General features: G+C 72.7%; 13 protein-coding genes. 5 read left to right on the top strand and 8 right to left on the bottom strand.

Annotated elements, in window-relative coordinates; all coding sequences use genetic code 11:
* Positions 1-153 precede the first annotated feature (153 nt).
* A complete protein-coding gene (locus tag KM427_RS09305; RefSeq protein ID WP_215527022.1) occupies positions 154-1,773 on the bottom strand; it encodes a serine/threonine-protein kinase in 1,620 nt (539 codons plus the stop codon).
* Positions 1,774-1,919: 146 nt separating this feature from the next.
* Between KM427_RS09305 and KM427_RS09300 the strand changes: the two genes are divergently transcribed.
* The 3 genes from KM427_RS09300 to KM427_RS09290 are packed head-to-tail and all read left to right on the top strand — an operon-like array spanning position 1,920 to position 4,943.
* Positions 1,920-2,966, top strand: coding sequence for a FecCD family ABC transporter permease (locus tag KM427_RS09300; protein WP_215527021.1), 1,047 nt, complete (start codon positions 1,920-1,922; stop codon positions 2,964-2,966).
* A gap of 19 nt (positions 2,967-2,985) precedes the next feature.
* A complete protein-coding gene (locus KM427_RS09295; RefSeq protein ID WP_215527020.1) occupies positions 2,986-4,089 on the top strand; it encodes a FecCD family ABC transporter permease in 1,104 nt (367 codons plus the stop codon).
* Entirely contained in the window at positions 4,086-4,943 is an 858-nt protein-coding gene (locus tag KM427_RS09290) for an ABC transporter ATP-binding protein (protein WP_215527019.1), read from the top strand. Before KM427_RS09295 ends, KM427_RS09290 begins: the two co-directional genes overlap by 4 nt.
* Positions 4,944-5,078: 135 nt before the next feature.
* On the opposite strand, the gene KM427_RS09285 is transcribed toward KM427_RS09290, so the two are convergent.
* The 5 genes from KM427_RS09285 to KM427_RS09265 form a co-directional block, all read right to left on the bottom strand.
* The gene (locus tag KM427_RS09285; RefSeq protein ID WP_183590692.1) at positions 5,079-6,146 is read right to left on the bottom strand and encodes an ABC transporter substrate-binding protein; all 1,068 of its coding nucleotides are present in this window, start codon (positions 6,144-6,146) and stop codon (positions 5,079-5,081) included.
* 52 nt (positions 6,147-6,198) lie between these two features.
* The gene (locus tag KM427_RS09280; protein ID WP_183590693.1) at positions 6,199-7,230 is read right to left on the bottom strand and encodes an iron-siderophore ABC transporter substrate-binding protein; all 1,032 of its coding nucleotides are present in this window, start codon (positions 7,228-7,230) and stop codon (positions 6,199-6,201) included.
* A gap of 87 nt (positions 7,231-7,317) precedes the next feature.
* A complete protein-coding gene (locus KM427_RS09275) occupies positions 7,318-8,418 on the bottom strand; it encodes a branched-chain amino acid aminotransferase (protein ID WP_183590694.1) in 1,101 nt (366 codons plus the stop codon).
* A 168-nt stretch (positions 8,419-8,586) separates the two neighbouring features.
* Complete coding sequence (locus tag KM427_RS09270; protein WP_215527018.1) at positions 8,587-9,666, bottom strand: 3-isopropylmalate dehydrogenase; 1,080 nt, start codon at positions 9,664-9,666, stop codon at positions 8,587-8,589.
* A gap of 11 nt (positions 9,667-9,677) precedes the next feature.
* The gene (locus tag KM427_RS09265; protein ID WP_183590696.1) at positions 9,678-9,815 is read right to left on the bottom strand and encodes a hypothetical protein; all 138 of its coding nucleotides are present in this window, start codon (positions 9,813-9,815) and stop codon (positions 9,678-9,680) included.
* 379 nt (positions 9,816-10,194) lie between these two features.
* Here KM427_RS09265 and KM427_RS09260 point away from each other — a divergent pair, with 379 nt between their 5' ends.
* A complete protein-coding gene (locus tag KM427_RS09260; protein ID WP_183590697.1) occupies positions 10,195-10,761 on the top strand; it encodes an O-methyltransferase in 567 nt (188 codons plus the stop codon).
* Between the two features lie 101 nt (positions 10,762-10,862).
* Here KM427_RS09260 and KM427_RS09255 read toward each other — a convergent pair whose 3' ends face one another.
* The gene (locus KM427_RS09255) at positions 10,863-11,960 is read right to left on the bottom strand and encodes an NAD(P)H-binding protein (RefSeq protein WP_215527017.1); all 1,098 of its coding nucleotides are present in this window, start codon (positions 11,958-11,960) and stop codon (positions 10,863-10,865) included.
* 19 nt (positions 11,961-11,979) lie between these two features.
* Positions 11,980-12,645, bottom strand: coding sequence for a membrane protein YczE (yczE, locus tag KM427_RS09250; protein WP_183590699.1), 666 nt, complete (start codon positions 12,643-12,645; stop codon positions 11,980-11,982).
* 62 nt (positions 12,646-12,707) lie between these two features.
* Between yczE and yczR the strand changes: the two genes are divergently transcribed.
* Positions 12,708-14,141 carry a MocR-like transcription factor YczR gene (yczR, locus tag KM427_RS09245; RefSeq protein WP_215527016.1) on the top strand — a complete coding sequence of 478 codons (1,434 nt, stop codon included), beginning with the start codon at positions 12,708-12,710 and terminating at the stop codon, positions 14,139-14,141.
* Positions 14,142-14,165: the final 24 nt, after the last annotated feature.

The following is a 14,165-nucleotide window of genomic DNA, read 5'->3' as shown; positions in this document are numbered from 1 at the left end:
TCCGTGCTCTGGGTCCGTGCTGGGTAGGTCTGTTTCGGGCAACAAAAAAACCTCTCGGGATCGAGAGGTTGGCGCGTCGGGCGAGGGGCTCGACGCGCTAGGAAATGATGATCACGTGGTGCTGCACGGGGCCCATCGTGCCACGGGCGCCGGTCACAGACCAGGGATCTCGACATCCGGGCGACCCGTGGCCGGGCTCCAGCTCGCACCCGACAGGTCGGCACGGAAGCCGAGCACGGCGCCCGCCGCCAGCACGACGACGAGCGCGACCAGCCAGCGCCGCGGCCGCGCGGAGAGCGGGTTCACCGCCCAGCCCACGGGCCCGCGCAGGCGCGAGCCGCCCGGGCCCCACCACAGCGCACCGGACAGCACCAGACCGCACACGAGGAGCGCGAGCTCCAGCCCGGCCGCGAAGGCGTAGCAGACCAGGGCCGCGGCGGACGCCAGGCCGAGCGCCCAGAGCCCGAGCAGCGCGGCCCCCGGGACGGACTGCACGAGATGCCACGGGGCGGCAACCAGCAGCTGCACGCCGTCGTACCACTTGCGGCCGCGGTACTGCCGGCGCTGACCGTGGGCCGACGCTGCCAGGGAGACGCTGCGCAGCAGCCAGGTCAGGAGGAGCACCAGGCCGGCGGTGACCCAGGGGTACGCCGCGCAGCCGAGGCCGACGACCAGCGCGAGGGCCGCGAGCAGAGTGCCGCGGCGCAGCCGCTCGGCGAACGGCGGCCGCGGCTCGCCCCACGCGACGGGCGGCTCGCCCCACCGGTCGGGAGCGATCTCCGTCGCACCCTCGGGCGGCAGCGCCAGGGTGTACGGCTCCGGCGCGTCGTGGCCGGGCCACACGTCGGTCTCGTCGTCGGCCGCGGCCTGGGCGGCCAGCGCGAGCGGGACCGTGTACGGGTCGTGCTCGGCGGCGACCGGCGGCGGCGCGGGCGACGAGCCCCGACGCGTGGTGAGCGGTCTCAGCCAGGCCAGCAGCTCGGCGAGGGTGGGCCGGTTGCGCACCTCGGGGTCGAGCGCGGCGGCGACCACCCGGGCCAGGTCGTCGGGCAGTCCGGTGAGGTCGAACTGGCCGCGCCGGACCCGGTCCATGATCGCCATCGAGGGGCCCCGGCCGAACGGTGGATGGCCGGTGCCGGCATACGCGACGGTCGCCCCCCACGAGTGCACGTCGGAGGCGCTGGTGGCGTCCTCGCCGTAGAGGATCTCCGGGGCCAGGTAGCCCGGCGTGCCGAGCAGCCAGCCCGTGTGGGTGAGCTTGGGGTCGTCGGCGACCCGGGCCAGGCCGAAGTCGATCAGGATCGGGGTGCGTCCCTCCATCAGCACGTTGGAGGGCTTCACGTCGCGGTGCAGCACCCCGACGGCGTGCACCGAGGCCAGCCCCTCGGCCAGGCTGCCGGCGAACCAGTAGAGGTCCGGGCCGGTGATGGCGCCCTCGTCGACCACCAGGTCGTGCAGCGACGGGCCCGGCACGTAGCGGGTCGCGACGTACGGGATCGGCGCCCACGGGTCGGCGTCCACGATGCCGGCGACCCAGCGGCTGTCGACCCGCCGCAGCGAGGCGACCTCGCGGGCCAGCCGGTGCCGGGCCTCGTCGTCGCCCACGATGTGGGGGCGCAGCACCTTGAGGGCGATCCGCTCCCCCTCGCCTCGGCGCGCCAGGTGGACCACGCCCATGCCGCCCTCCCCGAGCTTGGTCAGCAGCGTGTAGCCGCCGATCGTCGGGCGCTCGGCCGAGCCGGCGGGTCCGGCCGGGGAGGGGGTGCTCGTCACGGCCCGAGGCTACCTGCGACCCACCGCGCGGACCGGGAGGGCCGCGCCCCCTTCAAGGACGGGTCGCGTTCGTTGTAAGGTAAGCCTTACCTTGCCAAGAGCGGCACGTTCGCCTGCGACGCTCCTCGACCATACCCGGGACCACCATGACCTCGACCGCCCTCCCGCCGGTCGCTTCGGCCACCCCGCCGCCCCGCGCGCTGCGGCAGGGCTCGGTCCGCGGCCTGGTCGTGCTGGCCGGACTGCTGGTGCTCGCCGGCCTGGTCAGCCTGGCCGTCGGCAGCCGGGCGATCCCGCTCGGCACCGTCGTAGACGTGCTGTTCCACCCCGACGGGTCGGACGCCTCCACGATCGTCCACGACCTGCGCCTCCCGCGCACCGTCCTCGCGATCGTCGTCGGCCTCGCGCTCGGCATCGCGGGGGCGCTCATGCAGGGGCACACCCGCAACCCGCTCGCCGACCCCGGCCTGCTCGGCGTCGAGGCCGGCGCCGCCTTCGCGGTGGTGATCGGCATCTACGCCTTCGGCGTGCACGACCTGACCGGCTACGCCTGGTTCTCGCTGATCGGTGCGGGGCTGGCGTCGGTCGCGGTGTTCGCGATCGGGTCGACCCGCGGCGGGCCCGATCCGGTGTCGCTGGTGCTCGCGGGCGCGGCCGTCAGCGCCCTGCTGGCCGCCTTCACCCAGGTCGTGGTGCTGCGTGACATCGACACCCTCGACGCCTACCGCTTCTGGGCGGTCGGGTCGGTGGCCGGGCGCGGGATGGACGTCTTCTGGGAGGTGCTGCCCTTCATCGTCGTCGGCCTCGTGCTCGCCGCCATGAGCTCCTCCACCCTCAACCTGCTCCAGCTCGGCGACGACGTGGCCGTCTCGCTCGGCCTGCATCCGATGCGACACAAGGCGATCGGCGTGCTCGGCGTGATGATGCTGGCCGGCGCGGCCACCGCCGCCTGCGGCCCGGTCGGGTTCGTCGGGCTGGTGGTCCCCCACGTCGCGCGCTACTTCGCCGGCGTCGACTACCGCTGGGTGATCCCGTACTCCGGCTTCATCGGCGGCCTGCTCCTCGTCGTCGCGGACGTCGTCGGCCGCGTGGTGGTCAGGCCCGGCGAGCTCCAGGTCGGCATCGTGATGGCGCTGATCGGCGGCCCCGTCTTCATCTATCTGGTCCGACGCACCCGGATGGTGCGGATATGAGCACGGATATGGGCACCGCATGACCACTCTCGAGACCCGGCCCCGCCGCCTCTCCCGCACGCCGAGCGCCCCGCTCCGGGTCGGTCCGGCCTCGTGGCTGGTGCCCGTCCGCGCCGGCCTGGCCACGCTGGGCTGCCTGGCCGCGCTCGCGGTGCTGGTCGCGCTCGACCTCGCGAAGGGCGACTTCGAGATCCCGGTCGGGGACGTCGTGCGGACCCTGCTCGGCGGCGGCGACGCCGGCCAGCGGTTCATCGTCATGGAGCTGCGCCTGCCGCAGACGCTGGTGGCGATCCTCGTCGGGGCCGCGCTCGGCCTCTCGGGCGCGCTCTTCCAGACCTTCGCCCGCAATCCCCTGGCGAGCCCCGACATCCTCGGCGTGACCCGCGGCTCCGCCCTCGGCGCCGTCGCCGTCATCGTGCTCTCCGGCGCCAGCGGGTACGGCGGCGGCCTGGCCACCGGCCCGCTGCAGACGATGGGCGTGCCGCTCGCGGCGTTCGCCGGCGGCATGCTCGCCGCGACGCTGCTCTACCTGCTCTCGTGGCGCAAGGGCATCGACGGACAGCGCCTGGTGCTGGTCGGCATCGGCATGAGCGCCGCGCTCACCGCGGCCACGTCGTGGCTGCTGGTCAAGGCCCGCATCGAGGACGCCGCCAGCGCGCAGATCTGGCTCAACGGCTCGCTCAACGCCCGCGGCTGGGAGCAGGCCTGGCCGCTGGTCTGGACGATGGCCGTGCTGGTGCCGCTCGCGCTGCTGCTGGCACGCTCGCTCAACGCCCTCCAGCTCGGCGACGACTCCGCGCGCGGCCTCGGCGTGCGGCTGCAGCTCACCCAGCTCCTCACGCTGGTCGCCGCGGTCGGCCTGGTCTCGGTCTCGGTCGCCGCGGTCGGCCCGCTCGAGTTCGTGGCGTTCGTCGTCCCGCAGATCGCCCTGCGCCTGACCGGCGGCTCCCGGCCGCCGATGCTGGCCTCGATGGCGATGGGCGCCGTCATCGTGGTGGGCGCCGACTTCGTGACCCGCGTGCTGATCCCCTTCGCCCTCCCGGCCGGCCTGGTCACCGCGGTGATCGGCGCGCCGTACCTGATCTGGCTGCTGCTCCGCAACAACCGAAAGGTCTCCGCATGACCACGAGCACCTCGACCGCCGCGCGGCTGCGCGCCGACTCCGTCACCGTCGGGTACGGCGAGGATCCGGTCGTCCGCGACCTCTCCCTCACCATCGCCGACGGCCGAGTCACGACGATCGTGGGCCCGAACGGGTGCGGCAAGTCGACGCTGCTGCGCACGATGTCGCGGCTGCTCAAGCCGACCGGTGGCACCGTCCTGCTCGACGGCGAGCCGATCCAGGACATCCACACACGCGACGTCGCCCGCCGGATGGCGCTGCTGCCGCAGAGCCCCATCGCACCGGAGGGACTGCTGGTCCGCGACCTCGTCGCGCGCGGCCGGCACCCGCACCAGCGCTGGTTCAGCCAGTGGTCGCCCGACGACGAGCGGATCGTCGACCTCGCCCTCGAGATGACCGACACCACGCACCTGCGCGACCGGCCGCTCGACCAGCTCTCGGGCGGACAGCGCCAGCGGGCCTGGATCGCGATGACGCTCGCCCAGGACACCGACCTGCTGCTGCTCGACGAGCCCACGACGTACCTCGACCTGGCCCATCAGGTGGAGGTCCTCGACCTGGTCACCAAGCTCAACCGCGAGCGCGGCCGGACAGTCGTGATGGTGCTCCACGACCTCAACCTCGCCGCCCGCTACAGCGACGCGATCGTGGTGATGAAGGACGGCGTCGTCGCCCGCGAGGGCACGCCCGGCGAGGTGTTCACCCCCGCGCTGCTCGCGGCCACCTTCGGGCTCGACGCCGACGTGCTGCCCGACCCGCGCACCGGCCTCCCGATCATCGTGCCGACCTCCTCGGCGGCCGCGGTCGAGGCGATCGTCGAGCGGAAGGAGCTCGTCGACGCGCCGGGCCTCTGACCGGCACCTAGCCGGCACCTGGCCGGCACTCCGCCAGTACGCGTCCGGACGCACAGGAGCCCGGCACCTCCCGGTGCCGGGCTCCTGTCTTCTGTCCTTGGTGGCTGTGGCGACGACCTCGGACAGGGCCTGGGGTCAGTCCGACACGGCCGGCGGCTCGGTCTTCGGGTCGCCGTCGGCGGCGGCCGCGAGCTGCGGGACGTAGCGGTCCAGCACGTAGGGGATACTCAGCGGCGTCACGAAGCTGTGCGCGACGTAGTAGCTGCCGTCGGCCTCGCTGATATCGACCCAGCGCCCCTCCTTGCTGGCCGTAGTGCCCTCGAAGATCGACTTCACCTGCTTGTCGGCGGCCAGGTCCAGCCAGACGACGGTGCCGGCGTCGCCGAGGTCCGAGGTGCGCTCGGCGCTCAGCGAGATCCCGAACTCGCTGTCGTCCGCGGTGGTGATCACCGAGTGCAGGGTGAAGCCGAGGTCGGTCAGCATCCGCGAGCGCGGGTCCTCGGGACCGTAGATGAACAGGCCCTCGTACGGCGTGACGACCGCGGCGGTCTGGCCTTCGAACTCGGGGTGCGCGGCGGCCTCGTCGGCGATGCGCTCCTTCACCGAGTCGATCAGCTCCTGGGTCGCCGCCGGCCGGCCGACAGCCGTCCCGACCGTGAGGGCGGCCTCCTCCCAGGGCGTGCCGTAGTCGGCGTAGTCGCCGTTCTGCGCGACGACGGGCACGCCCATCGCCTCGAGCTTCTTGTACTCCTGCTCGGTCATGCCGGTGTACTGGCCGATGATCAGGTCGGGCGCGAGCGCCGCCACCTTCTCGATCTCGATGCCGTTGGCGTCCTGGAGCAGCGTCGGCAGCTCGGCGTCGCCGAGCAGGTCCTGCGCCCAGGGGTAGATGCCCTGGAGCTCCTCGTCGCCGAACCAGTACGTGACGCCGACCGGCACGATGCCCAGTGCCAACAGCGTGTCCTGCTCGGTGTAGCCGACGCACACGACCCGCTCGGGGGCCTTCTCGATCGTGGTCTCGCCGTACTTGTGCTTGATGGTGACCGGGAAGGCGCCCTCCTCGGGGCCACTCGAGGCGGCGGTGTCACCGGTGCCCGGGCTGCCCTGGCCCGCGGCGTCGCCGTCGTCGCCACAGGCGGCGAGGACCGGCGCGACGGCCAAGACGGACAGGCCCGCGAGGAAGCGGCGGCGGGTGGGGTTCATGACTCTCCTTGTTCAGGCCCGACCGGGCCCGAGGCGGTGGGTGGGTGTGGCCTCAGGACGGGAACGCGCGCGGCGCCTTGCCCGCGGTCGCCTGCTCGAGCATCGGCGTGAGCCGGTCGAGGGCGTACTCCAGGCTCAGCGGGGTGAGGAAGTAGAGGGCTCCGGCGAGCGTGCCGTCGGTGTAGATCGCCCGGTTCTCGGCCACGGCCGGCAGCGTGTCGATCGTGCCGAAGCCCTGGAGCACGTCGAACATGTCGGCATCCTCGGTCGCGAAGACGACGACGTCCGCCTCGATCAGTGCGGTGTTCTCCGCCGAGATCTCGGCCTGCGACCCGAGGTCGGGCGCGAAGTCGTCGAGGCCCTGGGTCATCGTGAAGCCCAGGTCGGTGAGGAAGCTGGTGCTCAGGCCGTCCGGGTAGACGTAGAGGATCCCGTCGTAGGGCCCGCCCTGCGAGAACGTCGCGGTCCTGCCCTCCCACTCGGGGTGCTCGGCCCGCACCTCGGCGAACCGGCCCTCGACCTCGTCGATCAGCGCCTGGCCGTCGGCCTCGCGACCCAGCGCCTTCGCGACCTGGAGCACCTGGTCCTGCCAGGGCGAGAAGTACGGCGTGGAGCCCGCCACGTTGGTGACCGTCGGCGCGATCGCCGACAGCAGCTGGTAGTCCTTCTTGGTCATGCCGGAGTTCGTGCCGATGATCAGGTCGGGCTCCAGGGCCGCGATCTTCTCGAACTCGATGCCGTCGGACTGGCTCAGCACCTCCGGCTCCGCGTCGCCGAGCAGGTCCTGCGCCCAGGGCCAGGTGGCGTGCGGCTGCTCGCCGTACCACTCGGTGACCGCGACGGGGGTGACGCCGAGCTCGAGCAGCACGTCCTGCTCGGTCAGCCCGACGCTGACGACCCGCTCGGGTGCCTCCTCGATCACGGTCTCCCCGAGCCGGTGCTCGACGGTCACCGGGAAGGAGGCGTCGGCCGCACCGGAGGGAGGTGCGGCCGACGCGTCGGGCTCCTCGTCGGAGCCGCAGCTCGCGAGCAGCGTGACGGAGAGCGCGAGAGCCGCGGAGGCGGCGAGGGGACGCAGACGCATGATCGGCCTTTCAGTAAGGTAAGGCTTACCTTAGATCATGCGCCCCTGCGCGGAACAGGGGGTCCAGATTCCCGGCTCAGAGCCGGCTCAGAGGATGCGGTGCATCCAGCCGAAGGTGTCCTCGGCCCGGCCGAACTGGATGTCGACCAGCTGCTCCCGGATCCGGCTCCACAGGCCCGGTCCCCCGTCCGCCGTCTGCTGTGGGGTCGGCACCGAGCCGCCGTCCCACTTCAGCTCGCCGACGGGGGTGACGACCGCAGCGGTGCCGCACGCGAAGATCTCGGTGATCGCGCCGCTGGTGACGCCCTCGCGCCACTCGTCGATGGAGAACCTGCGCTCCTCGACCGGATGCCCCATCTTGCCGGCGAGCTCGATGATGCTGCCGCGGGTGATGCCCTCGAGGATCGTGCCGGTCGCCGGGGTGACGATCCGACCGTCGGCGTACACGAAGTACATGTTCATGCCGCCGAGCTCCTCGACGTACCTGCCCTCCTGGGCGTCGAGGAAGACGACCTGGTCGCAGCCGTGGCCGCTCGCCTCCTGCTGGGCGACCAGCGAGCTGGCGTAGTTGCCGCCGGTCTTGGCCGCACCCATGCCGCCGCGGCCCGCGCGGGTGTACTCCTCGGTGAGCCAGAGGCTCACCGGCTTCGCGCCGCCCTTGAAGTAGGAGCCCGCCGGGCTGGCGATCACCATGAACGTGACGTGCTGGGACGGGCGCACGCCGAGGAACACCTCGGAGGCGAACATGAACGGCCGCACGTACAGGCTCTTCTCGGTCGAGCCGGGGGCGGTGGTGTCGGGCACCCAGCGCTGGTCGGCCTCGACGAGGGCGTCGACCGCCTGCACGAAGAGGTCGGGCTCGAGCACCGGCAACGCCAGCCGGTGGCTCGAGCGCACCATCCGCGCGGCGTTCTCCTCCGGCCGGAACGACCAGATCGAGCCGTCGGCGTGCCGGTAGGCCTTCATGCCCTCGAACGTCTCCTGCGCGTAGTGCAGGACGGCCGTCGCGGGGTCCAGGGTGAGCGGGCCGTACGGCTCGATCCGCGCGGCGTGCCAGCCGGCGTCCGGGGTCCATTCGACCGTGAACATGTGGTCGGTGAAGTGGGTGCCGAACCCGGGGTCGGCAAGGATCTCGGCGAGGCGCTCGTCGGAGACCGGGGCGCTCGACCGGGTGATGCTGATCTCCATGGGGGACAACTTAGTAGGCCTTCCTAGCAAATGGAGCCGGAGGTCCCCCTCGGGCGTCGGGGTTTCGGCTGCTGACAGCCAGAACCCGCACGACGCGCCGAGGGCCACCGGCGTGTCGTGCGGGTTGCGGCTGCTGACAGCCGAAACCCGCACGGATCGCGGGCAGCCTCAGCCGGCTACTCGCGCGGCGATGGCGTCGCCGATCTCCGACGTACGCCGGGCGGCACCTGGCGTGCGGGCGGCGAGGTCCTCGACGACCGCGGTCTCGATGGCCGCGGCGGCGTCGGCGTGCCCGAGGTGGTCGAGCAGCAGGGACGCGGAGAGGATGGCGGCGGTCGGGTCGGCCTTCTGCTGGCCCGCGATGTCGGGCGCGGAGCCGTGCACCGGCTCGAACATGGAGGGGGTCGTCCGGTCGGGGTTGACGTTGCCGGAGGCCGCCAGGCCGATGCCACCGGTGATCGCGGCGGCGAGGTCGGTGATGATGTCGCCGAAGAGGTTGTCGGTGACGATCACGTCGAAGCGCGCGGGGTCGGTGGTCATGAAGATCATCGCCGCGTCGATGTGCATGTAGTCGGTGGTCACCTCGGGGTACTCCGCGGCGACCGCCTGGAAGATCCGCCACCACACCGAGCCGGCGTTGACGAGCACGTTGGTCTTGTGGACCAGCGTCAGCTTCTTGCGCGGGCGTCGCTGGGCTCGGGCGAAGGCGTCGCGGACGACGCGCTCGACACCGAACGCGGTGTTGACCGAGACCTCGGTGGCGACCTCGTGCGGCGTACCGACACGCAGGGCGCCGCCGTTGCCGGTGTAGGGACCCTCAGTGCCCTCACGGACGACCACGAAGTCGACCTCTCCGGGGTCGGCCAGCGGGCCGGGTACGCCGGGGAAGATCCGCGACGGCCGGAGGTTCACGTAGTGGTCGAGCTCGAAGCGGAGCCGCAGCAGCAGGCCGCGCTCGAGGATGCCCGGAGGCAGGTTGGGGTCGTTGGGCTTGCCGCCGACGGCGCCGAGGAGGATCGCGTCGTGCTCGCGGATCTCGCCGAGCACGGAGTCGGGCAGCACCTCGCCGGTGGCGAGGTAGCGCTCGGCGCCGAGGTCGTAGCGGGTCTGCTCGAACTTCACGCCCGCCGGAGACGCGACCTCGAGCACCTTGAGCGCCTCGGTCGTCACCTCCTGGCCGATGCCGTCGCCGGGGATGACGGCGAGCTTGATCGCGCCGGATGCGGTGGAGGTCGAGTCAGTGGTCATGGGGCGAGAGGTTAGTTGTCGTCGGGCCGCTGGCCGCCGTTGTCCCGCAGGTCGAGCGACGCCTGGACGGCGGCGGTGATGTTCTCGTGGCTGCGCGGGTTCTCGGGGTGGTGCTGGGCCGGGCCCCATTCGGGGTACATGTCGTACATCGGTCTGGTCTCTCTCGTGAAGGGTCGGATGTGCTGGGTGCCGAACGGCTCGATGCACCCGGAACGAAGACCCTCCGAAGCGGAGACCGGGCCACTCGTGGATCACACGAGGAGAAGGACCACCAGAGTGCGGATCGCGCTTGCCGTGATGGGCGATCACGCCGCGGAGACGTCTTCGATCGAGATGCATCGAGAGGCCGTCAACGCCGAACACCGCGGCGAGGTGGCCTCTCTGTCAGGCCTCGCCGCGGCAGTCGATAAGTACGAAGACGCTCCGCATGGTGACGCCACCGTACGGCAGGAGTCCCGGCGACGACATCTGATTCCGCGGAGTGTTCGGAATGCGAGACGATCGTCCCGGAGTGAAAGACTCGAATCCATGAGTGCTCCCCCGGATCTGCCCGAGATCGTGTCCCGCGCGTTCGAGGTCTCCCGCAAGGCCGGGTACGTGTCGTTCTGCCGCAACGAGACCGGCCGGCTGCTGGCCACCCTGGCCGCCACCCGCACCGGCACGATGGCCGAGTTCGGCACCGGCTGCGGGGTCGGCACCGCCTGGCTGCGCTCCGGCCTGCGCGGCGACGCCACCATCCTCACCGCCGAACTGGACGCGAGGCTCGCCGACGCGGCGGCCGAGATCTTCGAGGACGACCCTCAGGTCGAGGTGCGCTCGGCCGACTGGTCGACGCTGCTCGACCAGGGGCCGTTCTCCCTGCTCTTCCTCGACTCCGGCGAGCCGACCGAGGTGAGCGTCGACGCGATCGCCGACCTCGTCGAGGAGGGCGGCCTGGTCGTGCTCGACGACTTCACGCCCTGCGAGATGTGGCCCCCGGTGACCTACGGGCGCGTCGACACCCTGCGCGAGCAGTGGCTCACCGACGACCGGTTCACCGCCGTCGAGGTGATGGTCGCCCCGGACGCCTCCGTGGTGCTGGCCACCAGGCGCTGACGCGCCGGGTGGTTTCGAGGCTCAGGCCTGGCGGCCTTCGCACCTCAACCACCGGAGCGGTGGTTGAGGTGCGAGCGCAGCGAGCCTCGAACACCGATCCCTCAGATGTCGGTCGGCATCGCGTTGGTGCCCTGCTTCATCCGCTCGCGGAAGCTGCCGGTGGGGAACTCCCGGTCCTTGAGCCGCTCCATGAAGCCGCGCAGCGTGCGGGTGCCGTACGCCGGGGCGACGTGGTCGACCACGGACCAGTACTTCGCCGCCTCGAGGTAGTAGGCGACCGGTCGCAGCTGCTTGCTGACCCGGCCCAGCCGGGCCAGCCGCGCGGTCTTCCGGTCCCAGGCGGTCATCGTGACGACGTCCCACTGCGGCTCCCGACCGGTGACGTCGAACATCATCTGACCGGCGCCCCGGAGGGTGACCACGTTGTCCTCGACCCACGGGCCACCGACGGGCAGCACCCGGCCGATCGCGGCGTCGGCGAGCACCTGGTTGACGATGAACTCGGCGAGGTCCTCGCGTGCGATCGGGTTCACGACGCTGTACTCGCCGTGGTCGAAGATCCGGTAGGCCAGGCCGTTCTTGACGTCGCCGAAGGTCGCCGACAGGTACGGGAAGTACGCCGTGGGCCGCACGATCGTCCACGGGAGCGCGCCATGGTGCTCGCCGATCAGCTCGCCCTCGACCTGGAGCTTGTAGACCTGCGGGATCAGCTCGGGCCGGTAGACGCCGTAGTCGCTGACGTGGATGAACTGGCGCACGTCGTGCGCCACGGCCGCCCGGATGCCGTTGACGACCGCCTCGTGGTCGACGAGCCGGCACTCCTCGGCATCGTTGGGGCGGCGCCCGCTGAGCAACGAGACCACCACGGCGGTCGGGCCGGCGGCGACGGCGGCGACCACGTCGCCGGCCCGGGTCGGGTCCCCGACGATCACCTCCGCCTCGGCGTACTCGGGCTGGTTCTTGACCTCCGCGCTCCGAGCCAGCACGGCCGGCCGGTAGCCGCGGCGGGCGAGCTCGGGCACCAGGGCCCTGCCGATGTAGCCGGTGCCGCCCAGCACCAGCACCCGTTCGCCGTCGCCGGTGCCGCTCGGGCCGGTGGCGTACGCCGTGGAGTCGGTCGTCAGGAGCCGCCGGCGCAGCTCGCGGCTGTGCTGCTGGGCGGCGGTGGCGTCGAGGTGCGCGATCGTGCTGAAGGCCATGAATAGATCATATACAGATTTACCGGTCGAGGCGGACGGTCCACGCGGGGAGCCACAGCTGGGTGAGCGGCCCGATCGCCAGCGCATAGAGGACCGTGCCCAGCCCGAGCGTGCCGCCGAGCAGCAGGCCGACGAGCACGACCGCGACCTCGATGCCCGTGCGCACCAGGCGCAGCGAGCCGCCGGTGCGCCGGGCGAGGCCGGTCATCAGCCCGTCCCGCGGACCGCGGCCGAGCTGGGCGCCGATGTACATCGCCGAGGCCAGCCCGCAGAGCACCACGCCGCCCACCATGAGCCCGAGCCGGAGCACCATCGCGTCCGGCCGCTCGAGCACGGCCAGGGTCGCGTCGGCGGAGAGGCCGACCACGAGCGCGTTCGAGATCGTGCCCAGGCCCGGCATCTCGCGCAGCGGGATCCAGAGCAGCAGCACCACGAAGCTCATCAGCACGACCGCCTGGCCGAGTGTGAGCGGCAGGTGCCGGATCAGGCCGGAGTGCAGCACGTCCCACGGCGCCAGGCCGAGGTCGCCGCGCACCATCAGCGCGAGCGAGACGCCGTACGCGACCAGGCCGACGTAGAGCTGCGGCAGCCGGCGACCGAGCCGACCGGCGCGCAGCTGCGCGATCGGGCCGAGGTCGCTCAGTCCGGAGGGCGGGCCGGTCGGGGCGCTGGCTAGCGTGCTCACCGGGCCATTCTGCTGGCCGATTGGCCTTCTCCGAAATAGCCAATCGTGGAAGAGTGGTCTGCATGACCGCCTCGATCAGCGCCGGCCGCGTGGCCACTCTCGTCGGCGACTTCGACCGCTCCCCGGCGTACGCCGGCCTGGCCGACGCGCTCACACTGCTGATCGGCGACGGCCGGATCGCCGTCGACACCCGGCTGCCCAGCGAGCGCGAGCTGACCGCGGCGCTCGGCGTCTCGCGCACCACGGTCACCCGGGCCTACGCCGCGATCCAGGAGGGCGGGTACGCCGAGGCCCGGCGCGGCGCCGGCACGTTCACCCGGGTGCCGGGCGGGCGCAGCCGCGCGCACGACCGGGCGCTGCTGCCCCGGCCCGGCGACGGCGACGCGATCGACCTCAACTGCGCGGCGCCGTCGGCGCCCCCGGGCATCGCCCGGGCCTACGCCGAGGCCGCGGCCGACCTCCCGGCCTACCTGGGCGGCCACGGCTACTTCCCCGCCGGACTGCCGGAGCTCCAGGCGGCGGTCGCGGCCGCGTACGACGCCCGCGGGCTGCCCACGACGCCCGACCAGGTGATGATCACGCCCGGGGCGCTGACGGCCGGCGCCGTGGTCGCCCAGGCGTTCACCAGCCCCGGCGACCGGGTGCTGGTGGAGTCGCCGACCTACCCCAACGCGACCGACGCGCTCCGCCACGCCGGCGCGCGGCTGGTGCCGAGCGCGGTCGACCCCGACGGCTGGGACCTCGACGCGATCGCGGCGACGCTGCGGCAGACCGCACCCCGGCTGGCCTACCTGATCCCCGACTTCCAGAACCCGACCGGCCACCTGATGACCGACGCCCAGCGCGAGGAGTACGCCGCCCACCTACGGCGCAGCCACACCACGGCCGTCGTCGACGAGGCGCACCAGGCCCTCGCGCTCGACGGCCGGGCGATGCCGCGCCCGTTCGCGGCGCACGCCCCCGACACGATCACGATCGGCAGCGCCAGCAAGTCCTTCTGGGGCGGGCTGCGGCTGGGCTGGATCCGAGCGCCGCACGAGCGGATGGAGCGGCTCACCCGCGCCCGGATCAGCCTCGACCTCGGCGCCCCGGTGCTCGAGCAGCTGGTGCTGACCCGGCTGCTGGCCGACGCCGACGAGGTGCTGGCCGTCAACCGCGCCCGGCTGCGCGAGCAGCGCGACGCGCTGGCCGGCGCGGTGCGCGACCGGCTGCCCGCGTGGTCCTTCCACCTGCCGATCGGCGGGCTCGCGCTCTGGTGCCGGCTGCCCGCCGCCCTGGGCACCGCGCTGGCAGCCGAGGCCGAACGGCGCGGGGTGATCATCGCCCCCGGCCCGGTGTTCGCCGCCGAGGGCGGCCTGGACACGTTCGTGCGGATCCCCTGGACCCGGCCCGTCGACGAGCTGGTCGAGGCGGTGCACCGGCTCGCCGAGGCCTGGGCCGTGGTCCGCGAGCGGCCTGCCGGGGCGACCCCCACCGGTCGGGTGATGGTGGCCTGACGGCCGACCTCCTCGACCCGGACC

The sequence above is a fragment of the Nocardioides sp. LMS-CY genome, from assembly GCF_018732145.1.
Classification (GTDB): Bacteria; Actinomycetota; Actinomycetes; order Propionibacteriales; family Nocardioidaceae; genus Nocardioides; species Nocardioides soli.
This window is presented reverse-complemented; position numbering and strand designations above follow the sequence as displayed.